The sequence below is a fragment of the Cupriavidus sp. 30B13 genome, from assembly GCF_049059565.2.
Taxonomy (GTDB): Bacteria; Pseudomonadota; Gammaproteobacteria; order Burkholderiales; family Burkholderiaceae; genus Cupriavidus.
Genome location: NZ_CP188223.1, coordinates 643,910 through 660,200, shown reverse-complemented (window position 1 = coordinate 660,200; position 16,291 = coordinate 643,910). Strand labels below are relative to the sequence as shown.

Here is a 16,291-nt window from a genome sequence, read left to right as displayed (position 1 = left end):
ACCCTGCCGCGCAGCAGGGCAATAGCATACACCGCGCCCCCGCGCCGCGTGCGCCCGCGCGACGCGCATGCGGGTATCCCCGCAATACATGGAGAGAGTCATCCGGCGCGGTTCTTGCATGGCCACCCGCAATGCCCCTGACCCCATGACCCGACGCTCCCCTGCCCCTCCCAGCCCGCCGAGTCCCGCGACGCCGCCTGCCGCATCGCGCAGCCTGCGCATCCTGCTGGTCAGGGATCCGCACGATGGCGACCCGCTCAACGTCGAGACCATCCAGGCCGGCCTGATCTCGGCGGGCTTCACCGACATCGACACGGTGGACGCCGACCTGCGCCTGCCGGACGCCATCGCCGCGCGCCAGCCCGACCTGATCATCATCGCCTCGGAGTCGGCCGCGCGCGACACGGTGGAGCACGTGTGCGTCTCGACACAGCACGCGCCGCGGCCGATCGTGCTGTTCACGGACAACGACGACGCCCAGCGCATCAAGGCCGCGCTCACCGCCGGCATCACCGCGTACATCGTCGACGGCCTGCGCGCCGAGCGCGTCAAGACCGTGCTCGACGTGGCCTATGCGCGCTTCCAGCTCGACCAGGAACTGCGCGCCGAGCTCGACGCCACGCGCCTGCAGCTGGCCGAGCGCAAGGAAGTGGAGCGCGCCAAGGGCCTGCTGATGAAGGAACGCGGCATGACGGAAGACGAGGCCTACAAGCGGCTGCGCAACATGGCGATGGAGCGCGGCATCAAGCTGGTCGAGGCCGCGCGGCGCGTGATCGATGTGATGAGCTGAGCATGGCGTCGCGCAGGACACGCCCGCACGTCCCTGGTGCATTGCACAAACTTGGCACGACGCCGGCGGCCGGCGCGCACCGTCCCGGGCACCGCCCGGCGGCTTCCCGGCCTTCCGGTTCCCGGACCCTGTGCGCCGCGTGCCCGGCCTGGCGCCGCGCTGCGGCCGATCGGCCCCATTTCACCGTTCTGGCGCCTGGCATGCCACTTGCGTAATTGCCAGGCCGGCCAACGAAGGCCGGCCACAAACCCGATGGGCGCCGCCAACGAAGGCAGTGCCGCATCACAGGACAACGGCGTCCTGGACTGCCCCGCTTTCTGGCGAACGCGGCGCGGTTCAGGACGCTTTTCTTTTGGAGCCGTGGAATGCCCTCTCGCCTGAAGATTGCCAAGCCGCTGCATGCCGCGGTCGCCACCGATGCCAGCACCGCCGTGGCCGACGCGGTGCCCGCCAGCAGCGGGCGCCGCCGCGCGCTGGCGACCATCGCCGGCGCCAGCGTGGTCACGCTGGTCGATCCGCTGGTGCGCGCGGGCGCCTGGGCGGCCGGCTCCGACGCGCCGGAAAAGCCGGAGGTGAAGATCGGCTTCATCCCGCTCACGGACTGCGCCTCGGTGGTGATGGCGGGCACGCTCGGCTTCGACAAGAAGTACGGCATCAAGATCACGCCCACCAAGGAAGCCTCCTGGGCCGGCGTGCGCGACAAGCTCGTCAACGGCGAGCTGGATGCCGCGCACGTGCTCTACGGCCTGGTCTACGGCGTGCAGCTCGGCATCGGCGGCCCCAAGAAAGACATGGCCGTGCTGATGAACCTGAACCATAACGGCCAGGCCATCACGCTGTCGTCCAAGCTGGCCGAGAAGGGCGTCAGGGACGGCGCGAGCCTGAAGGCGCTGATGGCCAAGGAAAAGCGCGACTACACCTTCGCCCAGACCTTCCCCACCGGCACCCACGCGATGTGGCTGTACTACTGGCTGGCCGCCAACGGCATCAACCCGATGCAGGACGCCAAGACCATCACCGTGCCGCCGCCGCAGATGGTGGCCAACATGCGCGTGGGCAACATGGACGGCTACTGCGTGGGCGAGCCCTGGGGCGCACGCGCCATCGCCGACAAGATCGGCTTCACCGCCGAGACCACGCAGGCCATCTGGAAGGACCATCCCGAGAAGGTGCTCGGCACCACGGCCGAGTTCGTGCAGAAATACCCGAACACCGCGCGCGCGATGGTGGCCGCGGTGCTGGAAGCCTCCAAGTACATCGACGCCTCGGCCTCCAACCGCCGCAAGACCGCCGAGACCATCGCCGCCAAGTCCTACGTCAACACCGACATGGATATCATCCTGGACCGCATGCTGGGCCGCTACAGCAACGGCCTGGGCAAGACCTGGGACGACCCGGACTCGATGAAGTTCTACCAGGACGGCAGCGCCAACTACCCCTTCCTCTCCGACGGCATGTGGTTCCTCACGCAGCACAAGCGCTGGGGCCTGCTCAAGGAGCATCCCGACTATCTGGCGGTGGCGAAGAAGGTCAACCGCATCGATGTCTACAAGCTGGGCGCCGAAGCCGCGCAGGTGCCGCTGCCCAAGAGCGATTTCCGCACCGCGCGCCTGATGGACGGCGTGGTGTGGGATGCCGCCAAGGACCCGAAGGCCTACGCCGACGGCTTCAAGATCAAGGCCTGAGCCAGCCAGTCCGATTGTCGTGTGAATGCCGTGTGAATGCCGGCGCCGCCAGCGCGCCGGCGCCTCCAAGGAGCCTGACGTGAATGCACTAGCCCGGTCGGCCGACCATGCCGGCAACCCTGCTTCTCCGCCCGACGCCGCGCTCGCCGCACTCGCCATGCCCGGCGACCCGCAGGCGCACGAGCGCACCGAGCGCCGCGCGCTGGAGGCCCAGGCCGAGGCGCGCCGCGCCGCGCGGCGCGAGGCCCTCGCGGCGGTGGTGCTCAAGGTGATGCCCCCGGTCGCCGGCTTCGCGCTGTTCCTGCTGTTCTGGCACGGCGTGGCCACGCTGATCCCGGCCATCCCGACGCCGGCCGCCACCTGGCATGCGGCCGTGCCGCTGTTCTCCGACCCGTTCTACCGCAACGGGCCGAACGACCAGGGCATCGGCTGGAACGTGCTGGCGTCGCTGGCGCGCGTGGCGGCGGGCTTCGGGCTGGCCGCGCTGGTCGGCATCCCGGCCGGCTTCGCGCTGGGCCGCTTCGCTTTTCTCAACGCCATGATGGCGCCCATCATCAGCCTGCTGCGGCCGGTCTCGCCGCTGGCGTGGCTACCGATCGGGCTGCTGCTGTTCAAGGCCGCCAACCCGGCCGCGATCTGGGCCATCTTCATCTGCTCGATCTGGCCGATGGTCATCAATACCGCGGTAGGCGTGACGCGCGTGCCGCAGGACTACCTGAACGTGGCGCGCGTGCTCGACCTGTCCGAATGGAAGGTCTTCACACGCGTGCTGCTGCCCGCGGTGCTGCCCTACATGCTGACCGGCGTGCGGCTGTCGATCGGCACCGCGTGGCTGGTGATCGTGGCCGCGGAAATGCTGACCGGCGGCACCGGCATCGGCTTCTGGCTGTGGGACGAGTGGAACAACCTGAAGGTGGAGCACATCGTGATCGCCATCTTCATCATCGGCGTGGTGGGCCTGCTGCTGGAATACGCGCTGCTGAGCCTGGCCAAGCGCTTCAGCTACGGCAACTGAGCCAACCGGAGAGCCTCATGGAAAAGTTCGTCCGTATCGAAAACGTGGGCCAGACCTTCAAGACCAAGAAGGGGCCGTTCGTCGCGCTGCGCGACGTCAACCTGACCATCGCCCAGGGCGAGTTCATCACGCTGATCGGACACTCCGGCTGCGGCAAATCGACGCTGCTGAACCTGCTGGCCGGGCTCGACCGCCCCAGCAGCGGCGCGCTGATCTGCGCCGGGCGCGAGATCGCCGGCCCCGGCCCGGACCGCGCGGTGGTGTTCCAGAACCACTCGCTGCTGCCGTGGCTGACCTGCTTCGAGAACGTCTACCTGGGCGTCGAGCGCGTGTTCGGCGGCAGCGAGAACCGGGCGCAGCTCAAGGCGCGCACGCACGACACGCTGGCGATGGTCGGCCTGACCCATGCCGAAGGCAAGTACCCGCAGGAAATCTCCGGCGGCATGAAGCAGCGCGTGGGCATCGCGCGCGCGCTGGCGATGGAGCCCAAGGTGCTGCTGATGGACGAGCCGTTCGGCGCGCTCGATGCGCTCACGCGCGCCCACCTGCAGGACGAACTGATCAAGATCGTCGCCAAGACCCGCAGCACGGTGGTGATGGTGACCCACGACGTGGACGAGGCCGTGCTGCTGGCCGACCGCATCGTCATGATGACCAACGGCCCCGCCGCGACCATCGGCGAAGTGCTGCCGGTGGACCTGCCGCGCCCGCGCGAGCGCATGGCGCTGGCCGACGACAAGGCCTACCACGCCTGCCGCACCGCGGTGCTGGACTTCCTGTACCGCAAGCAGCGCAATCCGGCGCTCAAGGAAGCGGCCTGAGCGCCCGCGCGACGGCGGGAATCGCGAAGAAGGCATGAAGGCGGGCCGGCGGCTGCGATGGGCAGCGCCGGCCCGCTCCGCTATCATGAACCTCAAACAACACCGTCCCAGCCCGCCATGACCGATTCCGCCACCTCCGGCACGCCCGCCGCCACCCCTTTCGCCGCAGCCAGGTACATCAAGGAAATCGGCCGCGGCGTCAACGGCGCCCGCGCGCTGCCGCGCGAGGATGCGCAGACGCTGTTCGACGCCATGCTGGCCGGCCGCGTGGCCGACATCGAGCTGGGCGCCGTGCTGATGGCCTACCGCATCAAGGGCGAGGCGCCGCACGAACTGGCCGGCATGCTGGAGGCCGCGCACGCGCACTGCCTGCCGCTGGCCGCGCCGCCCGACCGCGTGGTGGTCTCCATTCCCAGCTACAACGGCGCGCGCAAGCAGCCCAACCTGGTGCCGCTGCTGGCGCTGCTGCTGGCGCGCGAAGGCATGCCGGTGCTGGTGCACGGCAGCCGCGAGTTCAGCGGGCGCGTGACCAGCATCGCGCTGTTCGAAGCGCTCGGCGTCGCGCCCTGCGCGACGGTCGCCGAAGCCGAGTCCCGCCTGCGGGAAAAGGACAACCCGCTGGCGGTGCTGCCGGTCGACGTGCTGTCGCCGGCGCTGTCGCGCCTGCTCGACCGGCGCATGCAGATCGGGCTGCGCAATTCCTCGCACACGGTGGCGAAGATGCTGCAGCCGGTCGGCGCGCATACGCCGGCGGAGGCCCTGCGGCTGTACAGCTACACCCATCCGGAATACCGCGAGACCCTGACCGATTATTTCTCGCGCGAGCCGGCCAACGTGCTGCTGGCGCGCGGCACCGAGGGCGAGGTGGTGGCGGATGCGCGCCGCGCCGGCCGCATCGACTGGCTGCACGACGGCCACCAGCGCACGCTGGTCGACCCCACCGCGGGCTCGATCGGCGAGGTGCCCGAACTGCCGCCCGGCAACGACATTGCGCAGACCGCGGCCTGGATCCGCGCCGTGCTGGACGGCAAGGCGCCGGTCCCGGCGCCGATCGCGACCCAGGTCGAGGCGATCCGCGGCTGCGTGCAGCAAGGCACGCGCGTGGCCTGGGCCAGCCCGCTCTGACCGGGCCCGGGCGACCTGGACGGGCCGCCGGCTGGCCGGCCCGCTCAGCGCTTGCGCGGGGGCAGCGGGATACGGTCGTCCTCGCCCGGCACGCGCGGGAACCGGTCGTCTTCCCAGCGCTGCGACGCGGCCTCGATGGCCTCCTTGCTGCTGGCCACGAAATTCCAGAAGATGAAGCGGTGCCCGTCGGTCGGGTCGCCGCCGAGCAGCATCACGCGCGCGGGCGCCTCGGCGGTCAGCGTGGCCGCCTGGCCGGGCACGAGCACGGCCATGTGGCGTTCCGGCAGCACCTCGCCGTCGAGCGCGACCACGCCGTCGACCGGATAGACGGCGCGCTGCGCATGCTCGGGCGGGATCTCCAGGGTGGCGCCCGGCTCGAGCTCGATCGCGACGTACAGCGTGCGACTGAAGACCTTGACGGGCGCCTCGGCGCCGAACGCGTCGCCCGCGATCACCGTCATCCGCACGCCGGGACGCTCGAGCTTGGGCAGCGTCGCGGCGGGATGGTGGAAGAAGGATGGCTCGACGGTCTCGTGTTCCAGCGGCAGCGCCACCCAGGTCTGGATGCCGTGCAGGGCGGGTCCGGCCTCGCGGGCGACCTCGGGCGAGCGCTCCGAGTGCGCGATGCCCTTGCCGGCCGTCATCCAGTTGACGTCGCCGGGACGGATGACCTGCTTGCTGCCCAGGCTGTCGTGGTGAAGGATTTCCCCTTCGAACAGGTAGGTCACGGTAGCCAGCCCGATATGCGGATGGGGGCGCACGTCCAGCCCCTGGCCGCGCGGCAGGACGGTGGGGCCCATGTGGTCGAAGAAAATGAACGGCCCCACCGTCTGGGCCGCGGCGGCAGGCAGCACGCGGCTGACGGTGAAACCGTCGCCGAGATCACGTATGTGCGGTTTGAGCAAGTGTTCGATGGCAGACATGAATTCTCCCCGGTTGGGCCGAAGCTGAGGGCCGGCCAAATGAAAAGAGTGTAGCCGCTGGCGGAACACAGCATCTCATCCGGCGACAGAACCAGAACGGGCGCGTTCCCTCTAATCTTTGTCCGATAAGGCAGCGGATGCCGTCTGATAGTGATGACGCCACATGGCAGAGACTGGCCCCGGCAACACACTATGCGATCCGCAATATCAATTAGTTGGAACTATCAACCCTATAGGGACTCCAACTTAGCAGTCTCCCGGCTTGAGTGCTAATATGTGTTGCAATGCAGTGCGCGGACCCTCCGGGCGAGCGCCGCGGGCAACCCACCCGCCGGATGCGAAAGGAGCAATCGAGTGAACGCGGTCCTATCTGCCGACCAAACCCAAACCAGCAGCCGCCTGCCTACGGCGCCTCAGGGCGCCGGGGCGTTCGCGCTGACGTTTCCCGGTAACCTGGGAAACCTGGACAGCTATATCCAGGCTGTCCACCGTATCCCCATGCTGACCCCCGAGGAGGAGCAGCGGCTTGCGCGCGACCTGCGCGAGCACGACTCCGTCGACGCGGCGCGGCGCCTGGTGCTGTCGCACCTGCGCCTGGTGGTGTCCATCGCCCGCCAGTACCTCGGCTACGGCCTGCCCCACGCCGACCTGATCCAGGAAGGCAATATCGGCCTGATGAAGGCCGTGAAGCGCTTCGACCCGGACCAGGGCGTGCGCCTGGTGTCGTATGCCATGCACTGGATCAAGGCCGAGATCCACGAGTACGTGCTGAAGAACTGGCGCATGGTCAAGGTGGCCACCACCAAGGCCCAGCGCAAGCTGTTCTTCAACCTGCGCAGCCACAAGCAGGGTCCCCACACCTTCACGCCGGAACAGATCGACGCGGTCGCGCGCGAGCTGAACGTCAAGCCGGAAGAAGTGATGGAGATGGAAACCCGCCTGTCGGGCGGCGACCTCGCGCTGGAAGGCCAGATCGACGACGGCGAGGAGGAATTCGCCCCCATCGCCTACCTGGCCGACAACCACAACGAGCCGACCCGCGTGATCGAGGCCCAGCGCAACGACCGCATGCAGGTGCAGGGCCTGGAAGAAGCGCTGAGCAAGCTCGACGACCGCAGCCGCCGCATCATCGAGGCACGCTGGCTGCATGTCAACGACGACGGCTCGGGCGGCTCCACGCTGCACGAGCTGGCTGACGAGTTCGGCGTGTCCGCCGAGCGCATCCGCCAGATCGAGACCGCGGCGATGAAGAAGATGAAGGGCGCGCTGCAGGCCTTCGCCTGAGCGCGCGGCAGCGCGGCGGCGCCAAGCCGCGCCGCGCGCCGCCATGGAAAAAGGGCCGGTCTCGCGACCGGCCCTTTTTTCGTCTGCGCGCTGCGGGCGGCCTTGCCGCGCTCAGGAAAGCAGTTGCTTGAGATCGTGCACGATCGGCTCCGGACCCTGGCCGTGGCGGATGAACAGGCGCAGCTTGCCGCTCGGGTCGAACACGTAGCTGCCGGCCGAATGGTCCATCGTGTAGTTGTTCGGCGAGGTGCCCGGCACCTTGGCGTAGTACACCTTGAAGTCCTTGGCCACCTTCTGCAGCGCCGCGTCGTCGGCCGCGCGCATGCCCAGGAAGCGCGGGTCGAACGCGGGCACGTATTGCGCCAGCAGTTCCTGCGTATCGCGTTGCGGGTCGACCGTGACGAACAGCACCTGCACCTTGTCGGCGTCCGGGCCGAGCTGCTCCATCACCGCCTTGAGCTCGGCCATGGTGGTGGGGCAGACGTCCGGGCAATGCGTATAACCGAAGAACATCACCACCGCCTTGCCCTTGAAGTCGGCCAGCGTGCGGACCTTGCCGGTGTGGTCGGTGAGCACGAAGTCCTTGCCGAATTCGCTGCCTCCGGTGATGTCGACGTTCTTGAACGACGCGCGCTGCTGGCCGCACGCGGCGAGCAGCAGCGAGCACAGCGCCAGCAGGCAAAAACGGCGGAACAGCGCGAAGCTGGAGGAAGAACCGGGAAGGGAGCGGGTAGGCATTCGAGTCGCGTGATGGATGAGGCGGCGCACGGCGGCCGCTTCACATTGGCATAGGGGGGCAGTATCGCCGATCGCGCCGCCGCTGCGCCCGGGCCGCGACAAGATGCCGCGCCCGGCGCCGGCCGCGGCTCAGGGCTGCGGCAGGAACTTGAAGTAGTGGTCGACCAGCAGCGCCGCGAACAGCAGCGACAGGTAGAGGATCGAGAAGCGGAACATGCGCCGCGCCAGCGCATCCGAGTAGTTGCGATACAGCTTCCACGCATAGGCCAGGAAACCGCCGCCCAGGATCAGCGCGGACGCCAGGTAGATGTAGCCGCACATGCCGTACACGAAGGGCAGCAGCGTGGCCGCGATCATGATCAGCGTGTACAGCAGGATATGCAGCAGGGTAAAGCGCTCGCCGTGAGTGATCGGCAGCATCGGCAGGCCCGACTTGGCGTAGTCGGCGCGGCGGTACAGCGCCAGCGCCCAGAAATGCGGCGGCGTCCAGGTGAAGATGATGAGCACCAGGAACCATGCCTCGGCCGGCACGGTGCCCGAGACCGCCGCCCAGCCCAGCGCGGGCGGCATGGCGCCGGACAGGCCGCCGATCACGATGTTCTGCGGCGTGGCCGGCTTGAGCAGGATGGTGTACACCACCGCGTAGCCGACGAAGGTCGCCACCGTGAGCCACATGGTCAGGTCATTGGTGAAAACGTGCAGCACCCACATCCCCGCCCCGCCCAGCACGGCCGAGAACACCAGCGTCTGCGCCGTGGTGATCTCGCCGGTGGCCGAGGGGCGCCACGCGGTGCGGCGCATCATCGCATCGATCTTCTGCTCGACCAGGCAGTTGATGGCGAAAGCCGCGCCCGCCAGCAGCCAGATCCCGGCCGCGCCGCCGACCAGCACGGACCACGGCACCATGCCCGGCGTGGCCAGGAACATGCCGATGATGGCGCAGAACACAGCCAGTTGCGTGACGCGGGGCTTGGTGAGGGCGGCGTATTGGCGGACCAGGTGACGGACCCGTCCGTCGGGATGAGGGTGGGTAGCAGTAACCACGGAGGGATTCTTCTCTTTCATGTGGCGCGCACGGCGGCCGGCACGTCAGTAGCGATATCAGCGGCGCGCGCCGCGAGCCCTATATTGTAGTTGAGGCGGACCAACAGCATCAGAAGCACCGCCGCGCCGCCGTTGTGGGCCACCGCGGCCACCAGCGGCCAGTCGAACACGATGTTGGAAAGGCCCGTGGCCAGCTGCAGCGCGAGCATGCCCAGCAGCCAGCCCGCATGGCGCGACAGTCCGCCGAAGCGGCGCGCGCGCAGCCCGAACCACGCCAGGTAGCCCAGCACCACGAAGGCAAAGCCGCGGTGCACCCAGTGGATCGCCACCAGCGCCGAGTGCGGGATGTAGTCGCCATCGGCGGTCATGCCAAGCTGGCGCCACAGCGTGAAGCCGTGGCGGAAGTCCATGTCCGGCACCAGCTGCCCGTTGCACAGCGGGAAGTCGGTGCAGGCCAGCACCGCGTAGTTGGTGCTCACCCAGCCGCCCAGGAAGATCTGCAGCACGAGCAGCGCCAGCGCCAGGCGCGCCGGCCAGCGCAGCGCGCCGGCGGCCGGCGCCACGCCCAGCGGCGGGTCGTTGCGCGAGCCCAGCCAGATCAGCGACGCCAGCAGGCCCATGCCCAGCATCAGGTGCGTGACCACGATGACGGGCTGCAGCTTGAGCGTGACCGTGAACGCGCCGAACGCCCCCTGCACGCACACCAGCAACAGCACGCCGGTGGCGAACCACGGCGACTGCCGCAGCTCGCGCCGCCTGACCCAGGCCAGCACCATCAGCGTGATGATCAGCACGCCCACCGCCATGGCGAAGTAGCGGTGGATCATCTCGATCCAGGCCTTGGTGGCGGAAACCGGCCCGCTCGGCAGCGCGGTCTCGGCAGCGCGGATCGGCTCGCTGGCCGCGTGCGGGTTGGAGTGGCCATAGCAGCCCGGCCAGTCCGGGCAGCCCAGGCCGGAATCGGTCAGCCGCGTGAAGCTGCCGAACATGATCAGGTCGAGCGTCAGGAAAGCGGTGATCCACACCAGCTTGCGGTACTTGTTGCGGTCGCCCCTGACCAGCACGTAGCTGAGCGGGAACAGTGCGATCAGGACGCCGATGACGGCGAGTTGGAGCAGCATGCGCGTAGTCGTTGATTCTGGCCGTGAGCCCGGCCCTCAGCCGATGCGGGAGTACTTGAGCAGCTTCTTCAGGTCGGAACTCACCTTCTTGGGATCCGGGTCCTTCGGGAAGCGCATCATCAGGTTGCCGAGCGGGTCGACGAGGTAAAGCGTGTCCTCGATGCGCGCGCCCTCGCCGGGCGGCAGCCACTGCTGCAGCGCGTCGTGGCTGGCGCGCAGGAAGCGCACGCCGGCGTAGGGCTCGTTGTAGGCGGCGCTCAGGCGCGCGTCGATGGGGCCATCGTCGCTGACCAGCCATACCGGCACGATGCGCTCGCGGTCCTCGCCCTGGCCGGCGCGCAGCTGGCGGATGGTGAACAGCTTCCTGGCGCAGGCCTCGTCGCACGCGGCGCCGTCGGTGCTGATCAGCAGCCACTTGCCCTTGAAGCTGGCCAGCGGCACCGGCTCGGCGCGCTCGTTGGCGACCTGCATCGCCGGTATCGGGCGCTGCGGCTCGATCAGCGTGCCGTAGTTGGTGGTGCCGCCGGCCGGCCTGAATACGTAGTAGGTCAGGTAGGAGGCAATCACCGGCGACGCGCACACCAGCAACAGCAGCAGCATCTGGATGCGGCCGCGCCGGGTGCGGGCATCGATGCGCGGGTCTTGCGGTGCGGCGCGCGCGGCCTGGGCCGGGGCTGGATCTCGTTGTTGCATCACGTTCGTTCGTCTCTTCTTCTGTCTCTCGGGTGTCCGGTCGCGGTCGCCGCGCTCATCTGACCGCGCGGCCCCGCCGTGGTTCGGGCTGCATCTCTGGTTGTGCGCCAGCCGCCATGCGGCGCGCGCGCCGCCAAGCCAGTGCCACCAGCAGCACCAGCGTCAGCGCGGCCAGCCCGAACCACTGGAAGGCGTAGCCGTAATGGCGGTCGGCGCCGATGTCCACCGGCGCCCAGTCGCGCGCCAGGCCATCGCCGCTGTCGCTGCGCTGCTCCAGCACGAAGGGCTGCAAGGTCACGCCGAGCTCCCTGGCGAAGGCGGCGATATCCACATTCTGGCGGATCTTCTGGCCGGCCTCCGCCTGCGCGCCCCGGCCGAGGCCGAAGACCCGGGGCACCGTTTCCAGCGCCGTGCCTTCCAGGTCCACCTCCCCCCCGGGCGTGGAGAACGGCGCGATGCGGGTGCGGTCCTGCGCATCGCGCGGCAGCCAGCCGCGCAGCACCAGCACCGCCGGCGCGGCCGGGCCGCCGCCCGCCACGCGCAGCGGCGTCAGCACCAGGAAGCCGGCGCGGCTGTCGGTGCCGTTGCCGTGCGGCCGGTTGTCCAGCAATACGGTATGGCCGGGATCGAAGCGGCCGCGCACATGCACGCGCCGCTCGGCCACCGGGCCCGCCGCCAGCGCCGGCCCGATTTCCAGCGGCGGCTGCGCGGCCAGCGCCTGCAGCCGCTGCGCCCGCGCGATCTTCTCGTGGGCGCGGTCGAGCTGCCAGTGGCCCAGCGCGCAGGTCACGGCGATCACCGCCAGCGCGGCGAGGGTGGGGACCGGGCTCAGCGCGCGCCACGGTTTCACGGGCGGCCCCCGAGTGCCTGCAACGGCGCGCCGGTGCGATAATGGTACTTCACCTCCAGCCGATCCCGTGCCCGCGGGCCATCCATGCGCATCGTCATCTTCATCGCGTTCATCCTCATCGTCGGCAGCCTGGCCTCCGCCCTGTTCTTCATGATGCGCGACCGCGGCAGGACGCCGAACATGATGCGCTCGCTGATGTTCCGGGTCGGCTTCTCGGTGGCCCTGTTCCTCTTCATCCTGTTTTCGCACTGGATGGGCTGGATACAGAGCACGGGCATCCGCATGGGGCCGTGAGGCGCGGATGCCGGGCCGGCAACCGCCCGCCGGCCGCTCGCCCACCATTCGCAGGACTGCGACAGGCTCGCAAAAAACAAGCGCCGCAGGCTGGTCAGGCTCCTGCGGCGCTTGTTTTTTGTTCCCGCGGGAAGGGAGCCCCTTCCCGGCGATGCCGCCGGCATGGCCGGCGGACAGTGCAACGGGGTGCCTTACAGCCAGTACACCACGATATAGAGGAACAGCCACACCACGTCCACGAAGTGCCAGTACCAGGCGGCGCCTTCGAAGGCGAAGTGGTGGTCGGGCGTGAAATGGCCCTTCAGCACGCGCACCAGCACCACCGTCAGCATGATCGCGCCCATGGTCACGTGGAAGCCGTGGAAGCCGGTCAGCAGGAAGAAGGTGGAGCCGTAGATGCCCGAGGTCAGCTTGAGGTTCAGCTCGGTGTAGGCATGGTGGTACTCGTACACCTGGAAGCACATGAAGACCGCGCCCAGCAGGATGGTCAGCACCAGGCCCTGGATCAGCTGGCTGCGCTTGTTGGCCAGCAGCGCATGGTGCGCCCAGGTCAGCGTCACGCCGGAGGTCAGCAGCAGCGCCGTGTTGATCGTGGGGATCGGCCACGGGCCCATGGTCTGGAAGCTCTCGATCACGCCGGCCGGCCCGGTGTTGGGCCACACCGCGGCGAAGTCGGGCCACAGGATCTTGTTGTTCAGGTCGCCCAGCCACGGCATGGCGATGTTGCGGGCATAGAACAGCGCGCCGAAGAAGGCCGCGAAGAACATCACCTCGGAGAAGATGAACCAGCCCATCGACCAGCGGAAGGACAGGTCGATGTTCTTGCCGTACTTGCCGGTCTCGGATTCGCTGATGGCATCGCCGAACCAGCTCTTGAGCACGAACAGGAACCACAGCAGGCCGAGGCCGCAGACGTACGGTCCCCAGGGTTGTCCGTTTACCCAGCCTGCGGCCCCGCCGGCCGTCAGCAGCAGGCCGAAGGCCGCCGTGATCGGATGGCGCGAGGGGCCCGGTACGAAGTAGTACGGAGCGTTGGCGCGGTTCGCACTCATTCTTTTTTCTCCAGCTCAGAGTCTTGATTCAGTCATCGTTATCCGCACATCCGGCCCCGACAGCTGGCCGGCGGCATGCTTTTGCCTGCTTCTACCTGCTACCTCACCCTGCCACGACCACGCGCACGACGGCGATCAGCACCGCGATCAGGATGGCTACCCCTACCAGTCCGGCGATGATCACGTGGACCGGATTGAGCTGCGCCATGTCGCGCTCGTGCTCGCTGCCCTTGCGCAGGCCGATGAACGACCAGAACACCGCGCGCAGCGTCTGCAAGAAAGACAGCTTGCGCTTGACCGCGCCCTTCATCTCTTCCACGGCTTGCTCCCGCTACTGCTGCATATTGCTACGTACGGCTTCGGCCCGCGCCGGCTGCGCCGGCCACGGCTCAAATGCCCTTGCCTGCTCCGGCCGGCGTCTGCGTGCCGTCCTGCGGCGCCTGCGCCACCGGCGCGCCGATCTCGAAGAAGGTATAGGACAGCGTAATGTTCTTCACATCTTTCGGCAGGTCCGGATCGATCACGAACACCACCGGCATCTCGCGTGCTTCTTTTGCCTTGAGGGTCTGCTGCTTGAAGCAGAAGCACTCGATCTTCTTGAAATACTGCGTGGCCAGCTTGGGCAGGTAGCTCGGGATCGCCTGCGCCGAGATATCGCGCGGCTGGCCGTTGGCCACCTCGTAGACGATGGTGGCCATCTCGCCCGGATGCACTTCCATGCTGCTCTTCACCGGCCGGAACGCGAACGGGCCGCGCGCGTTGGAATCGAACTCGACCGTGATGGTGCGGCTCTTGTCCACCTGCGTGTTCTTGACCTGCCCGCCGTAGAGGTCGCGCGTGGTCACCACGTTGAGGCCGGTGATCTCGCAGATCTTCTTGTACAGCGGCACCAGCGCGTAGCCGAACGAAAACATCAGCGCCACCACCACCAGCAGCCGCAGCATCATGCTGCGGTTGAAGCGCTTGTCGGCGGTGTCCTGCGACGGCTGGTTCGTGCTCATTCCCATCCCCTGCGCCATCCCCTGCGGCTTCAGCCCAGAAGAATCATCTTGGCGAAGAAACCCAAAAAGAAAACCACCACGATCGAGAAAAGGATCAGGCCGAGACGGACATTGGCGGCCTTGCGGTCCGGCTGCGATGGACTTTTGTCTGGATCCTGCATGACATCCTGCTTGCGTGACGCGGGACGGACAGGCGTGCGCCCGTCCATCCGCGTCGTGTTGCGCCTTACCGGACCTGCGGCGGGACTTCGAAGGTGTGGAACGGCGCCGGCGACGGCACGGTCCACTCCAGGCCTTCGGCGCCATCCCAGGGCTTGTCGCCGGCCTTCTCCCCGCCGCGGTACGACGGCAGCACCACGAAGAAGAAGAAATACACCTGCATCAGCCCGAAGCCAAGCGCGCCGATCGAGGCGATCGCGTTGAAGTCGGCGAACTGGGTCGGATAGTCGGCATAGCGGCGCGGCATGCCGGCCAGGCCCAGGAAGTGCATCGGGAAGAAGGTGATGTTGAAGAAGATCATCGACCCCCAGAAGTGGATCTGGCCGCGGGTTTCGTTGTACATGAAACCGCTCCACTTCGGACCCCAGTAGTAGAAGCCCGAGAACATCGCGAACAGCGAGCCGGCCACCAGCACATAGTGGAAGTGGGCCACGATGAAATAGGTGTCCTGCAGCTGGATGTCGATCGGCGCGACCGCCGGCATCAGGCCGGTGAAGCCGCCGATGGTGAACACGAAGATGAAGCCGATGGCGAACAGCATCGGCGTCTCGAAGGTCATCGAGCCGCGCCACATGGTGGCGATCCAGTTGAAGATCTTCACGGCGGTCGGCACCGCGATCAGCATGGTCGCGTACATGAAGAACAGCTGGCCGGTCACCGGCATGCCGGTCGTGAACATGTGGTGCGCCCACACGATGAACGACAGGATGGCGATCGAGGCGGTGGCGTACACCATCGAGCTGTAGCCGAACAGGCGCTTGCGGGCGAAGGTCGGCACCACGTGCGAGATGATCCCGAACGCGGGCAGGATCATGATGTACACCTCGGGGTGGCCGAAGAACCAGAAGATGTGCTGGTACATCACCGGATCGCCGCCGCCGGCGGCCGAGAAGAAGCTCGTGCCGAAGTGGCGGTCGGTCAGCACCATGGTGATGGCGCCGGCCAGCACGGGCATCACGGCGATCAGCAGGTAGGCGGTGATCAGCCAGGTCCAGCAGAACATCGGCATCTTCATCAGCGTCATGCCGGGCGCGCGCATGTTGAGCACGGTGACGATGATGTTGATCGAGCCCATGATCGACGACGCGCCCATGATGTGCATAGCGAAGATGGCCATGTCCATGCCCGGGCCCATCTGCACCGACAGCGGCGCGTACAGGGTCCAGCCGGCGGCGGTGGCGCCGCCCGGCGCGAAGAACGACAGCACCAGCAGCAGCGCGGCCGGCGGCATCAGCCAGAAGCTGAAGTTGTTCATGCGCGCGAACGCCATGTCGGAGGCGCCGATCTGCAGCGGGATCATCCAGTTGGCGAAGCCCACGAAGGCCGGCATGATCGCGCCGAACACCATGATCAGGCCGTGCATGGTGGTGAACTGGTTGAACAGCTCGGGGCGGAAGAACTGCAGGCCCGGCTCGAACAGCTCCAGGCGGATCAGCAGCGCCAGCATGCCGCCCGACAGCAGCATGGTGAACGAGAACAGCAGGTACAGCGTGCCGATGTCCTTGTGGTTGGTGGCGAACAGCCAGCGGCGCCAGCCGTGCGGGTGATCGTGATGCTCATCGTGCGCGTGGTCGTCATGCGCATGATCGTGCGGGTGGCCGAGCGCGTCCGGGGTAACAGTACTCATCGCGAAAAC

The 16,291-nt window shown here is 67.9% G+C and carries 18 protein-coding genes; 7 read left to right on the top strand and 11 right to left on the bottom strand.

What is annotated here, in order from left to right; genetic code table 11:
• Positions 1 to 145 precede the first annotated feature (145 nt).
• The 5 genes from ACKI2N_RS03170 (at position 146) to ybiB (ending at position 5,436) form a co-directional block, all read left to right on the top strand.
• Positions 146 to 790 carry an ANTAR domain-containing response regulator gene (locus ACKI2N_RS03170; RefSeq protein ID WP_420994569.1) on the top strand — a complete coding sequence of 215 codons (645 nt, stop codon included), beginning with the start codon at positions 146 to 148 and terminating at the stop codon, positions 788 to 790.
• A gap of 365 nt (positions 791 to 1,155) precedes the next feature.
• Positions 1,156 to 2,475: a CmpA/NrtA family ABC transporter substrate-binding protein gene (locus ACKI2N_RS03165; protein WP_420994568.1), complete on the top strand. Its 1,320-nt coding sequence runs from the start codon at positions 1,156 to 1,158 to the stop codon at positions 2,473 to 2,475.
• Positions 2,476 to 2,632: 157 nt separating this feature from the next.
• The gene (gene ntrB, locus ACKI2N_RS03160) at positions 2,633 to 3,490 is read left to right on the top strand and encodes a nitrate ABC transporter permease (RefSeq protein WP_420994694.1); all 858 of its coding nucleotides are present in this window, start codon (positions 2,633 to 2,635) and stop codon (positions 3,488 to 3,490) included.
• 17 nt (positions 3,491 to 3,507) lie between these two features.
• On the top strand, positions 3,508 to 4,311 hold the full coding sequence (locus tag ACKI2N_RS03155) for an ABC transporter ATP-binding protein (protein WP_420994567.1): 804 nt from the start codon (positions 3,508 to 3,510) through the stop codon (positions 4,309 to 4,311).
• 117 nt (positions 4,312 to 4,428) lie between these two features.
• Positions 4,429 to 5,436 (top strand): DNA-binding protein YbiB, encoded by a 1,008-nt coding sequence (gene ybiB / locus ACKI2N_RS03150; protein WP_420994566.1) that lies wholly within the window; start codon positions 4,429 to 4,431, stop codon positions 5,434 to 5,436.
• Positions 5,437 to 5,480: 44 nt separating this feature from the next.
• Here ybiB and ACKI2N_RS03145 read toward each other — a convergent pair whose 3' ends face one another.
• Positions 5,481 to 6,359 (bottom strand): pirin family protein, encoded by an 879-nt coding sequence (locus tag ACKI2N_RS03145; protein ID WP_420994565.1) that lies wholly within the window; start codon positions 6,357 to 6,359, stop codon positions 5,481 to 5,483.
• Between the two features lie 354 nt (positions 6,360 to 6,713).
• Here ACKI2N_RS03145 and rpoH point away from each other — a divergent pair, with 354 nt between their 5' ends.
• The gene (gene rpoH, locus ACKI2N_RS03140) at positions 6,714 to 7,643 is read left to right on the top strand and encodes an RNA polymerase sigma factor RpoH (protein ID WP_420994564.1); all 930 of its coding nucleotides are present in this window, start codon (positions 6,714 to 6,716) and stop codon (positions 7,641 to 7,643) included.
• 111 nt (positions 7,644 to 7,754) lie between these two features.
• On the opposite strand, the gene ACKI2N_RS03135 is transcribed toward rpoH, so the two are convergent.
• The 5 genes from ACKI2N_RS03135 to ACKI2N_RS03115 form a co-directional block, all read right to left on the bottom strand.
• Entirely contained in the window at positions 7,755 to 8,381 is a 627-nt protein-coding gene (locus ACKI2N_RS03135) for an SCO family protein (protein ID WP_420994563.1), read from the bottom strand.
• 129 nt (positions 8,382 to 8,510) lie between these two features.
• Positions 8,511 to 9,446, bottom strand: coding sequence for a heme o synthase (locus ACKI2N_RS03130; RefSeq protein ID WP_420994561.1), 936 nt, complete (start codon positions 9,444 to 9,446; stop codon positions 8,511 to 8,513).
• On the bottom strand, positions 9,443 to 10,546 hold the full coding sequence (locus ACKI2N_RS03125) for a COX15/CtaA family protein (protein WP_420994560.1): 1,104 nt from the start codon (positions 10,544 to 10,546) through the stop codon (positions 9,443 to 9,445). The genes ACKI2N_RS03130 and ACKI2N_RS03125 overlap by 4 nt, the downstream gene beginning before the upstream one ends.
• 36 nt (positions 10,547 to 10,582) lie before the next feature.
• Complete coding sequence (locus ACKI2N_RS03120; protein ID WP_420994559.1) at positions 10,583 to 11,239, bottom strand: SCO family protein; 657 nt, start codon at positions 11,237 to 11,239, stop codon at positions 10,583 to 10,585.
• A 55-nt stretch (positions 11,240 to 11,294) separates the two neighbouring features.
• Positions 11,295 to 12,089, bottom strand: coding sequence for an SURF1 family protein (locus tag ACKI2N_RS03115; protein ID WP_420994558.1), 795 nt, complete (start codon positions 12,087 to 12,089; stop codon positions 11,295 to 11,297).
• 84 nt (positions 12,090 to 12,173) lie between these two features.
• On the opposite strand from ACKI2N_RS03115, the gene ACKI2N_RS03110 reads away from it, so the two are divergent.
• Positions 12,174 to 12,383 (top strand): twin transmembrane helix small protein, encoded by a 210-nt coding sequence (locus ACKI2N_RS03110; RefSeq protein WP_420994557.1) that lies wholly within the window; start codon positions 12,174 to 12,176, stop codon positions 12,381 to 12,383.
• A gap of 191 nt (positions 12,384 to 12,574) precedes the next feature.
• Here the strand turns inward: ACKI2N_RS03110 and ACKI2N_RS03105 are convergent, their stop codons facing one another.
• The 5 genes from ACKI2N_RS03105 to ctaD form a co-directional block, all read right to left on the bottom strand.
• Complete coding sequence (locus ACKI2N_RS03105) at positions 12,575 to 13,435, bottom strand: cytochrome c oxidase subunit 3 (protein WP_420994556.1); 861 nt, start codon at positions 13,433 to 13,435, stop codon at positions 12,575 to 12,577.
• 103 nt (positions 13,436 to 13,538) lie between these two features.
• Positions 13,539 to 13,754, bottom strand: coding sequence for a DUF2970 domain-containing protein (locus tag ACKI2N_RS03100; protein ID WP_420994555.1), 216 nt, complete (start codon positions 13,752 to 13,754; stop codon positions 13,539 to 13,541).
• A 70-nt stretch (positions 13,755 to 13,824) separates the two neighbouring features.
• A complete protein-coding gene (locus tag ACKI2N_RS03095; protein ID WP_420994554.1) occupies positions 13,825 to 14,436 on the bottom strand; it encodes a cytochrome c oxidase assembly protein in 612 nt (203 codons plus the stop codon).
• A gap of 29 nt (positions 14,437 to 14,465) precedes the next feature.
• Positions 14,466 to 14,597, bottom strand: a complete 132-nt coding sequence (locus ACKI2N_RS03090) for a cytochrome oxidase small assembly protein (RefSeq protein WP_420994553.1) — start codon at positions 14,595 to 14,597, stop codon at positions 14,466 to 14,468.
• Between the two features lie 65 nt (positions 14,598 to 14,662).
• Positions 14,663 to 16,282: a cytochrome c oxidase subunit I gene (gene ctaD / locus ACKI2N_RS03085; protein WP_420994552.1), complete on the bottom strand. Its 1,620-nt coding sequence runs from the start codon at positions 16,280 to 16,282 to the stop codon at positions 14,663 to 14,665.
• Between the last annotated feature and the right edge of the window lie 9 nt (positions 16,283 to 16,291).

Bases quoted from the DNA above. Each gene is read 5' to 3' on its own strand.
- ACKI2N_RS03170 (WP_420994569.1), top strand. From the start codon at position 146: ATGACCCGACGCTCCCCTGCCCCTCCCAGCCCGCCGAGTCCCGCGACG.
- ACKI2N_RS03165 (WP_420994568.1), top strand. From the start codon at position 1,156: ATGCCCTCTCGCCTGAAGATTGCCAAGCCGCTGCATGCCGCGGTCGCC.
- ntrB (WP_420994694.1), top strand. From the start codon at position 2,633: ATGCCCGGCGACCCGCAGGCGCACGAGCGCACCGAGCGCCGCGCGCTG.
- ACKI2N_RS03155 (WP_420994567.1), top strand. From the start codon at position 3,508: ATGGAAAAGTTCGTCCGTATCGAAAACGTGGGCCAGACCTTCAAGACC.
- ybiB (WP_420994566.1), top strand. From the start codon at position 4,429: ATGACCGATTCCGCCACCTCCGGCACGCCCGCCGCCACCCCTTTCGCC.
- ACKI2N_RS03145 (WP_420994565.1), bottom strand. From the start codon at position 6,359: ATGTCTGCCATCGAACACTTGCTCAAACCGCACATACGTGATCTCGGC.
- ACKI2N_RS03135 (WP_420994563.1), bottom strand. From the start codon at position 8,381: ATGCCTACCCGCTCCCTTCCCGGTTCTTCCTCCAGCTTCGCGCTGTTC.
- ACKI2N_RS03130 (WP_420994561.1), bottom strand. From the start codon at position 9,446: ATGAAAGAGAAGAATCCCTCCGTGGTTACTGCTACCCACCCTCATCCC.
- ACKI2N_RS03125 (WP_420994560.1), bottom strand. From the start codon at position 10,546: ATGCTGCTCCAACTCGCCGTCATCGGCGTCCTGATCGCACTGTTCCCG.
- ACKI2N_RS03120 (WP_420994559.1), bottom strand. From the start codon at position 11,239: ATGCAACAACGAGATCCAGCCCCGGCCCAGGCCGCGCGCGCCGCACCG.
- ACKI2N_RS03110 (WP_420994557.1), top strand. From the start codon at position 12,174: ATGCGCATCGTCATCTTCATCGCGTTCATCCTCATCGTCGGCAGCCTG.
- ACKI2N_RS03105 (WP_420994556.1), bottom strand. From the start codon at position 13,435: ATGAGTGCGAACCGCGCCAACGCTCCGTACTACTTCGTACCGGGCCCC.
- ACKI2N_RS03095 (WP_420994554.1), bottom strand. From the start codon at position 14,436: ATGAGCACGAACCAGCCGTCGCAGGACACCGCCGACAAGCGCTTCAAC.
- ACKI2N_RS03090 (WP_420994553.1), bottom strand. From the start codon at position 14,597: ATGCAGGATCCAGACAAAAGTCCATCGCAGCCGGACCGCAAGGCCGCC.
- ctaD (WP_420994552.1), bottom strand. From the start codon at position 16,282: ATGAGTACTGTTACCCCGGACGCGCTCGGCCACCCGCACGATCATGCG.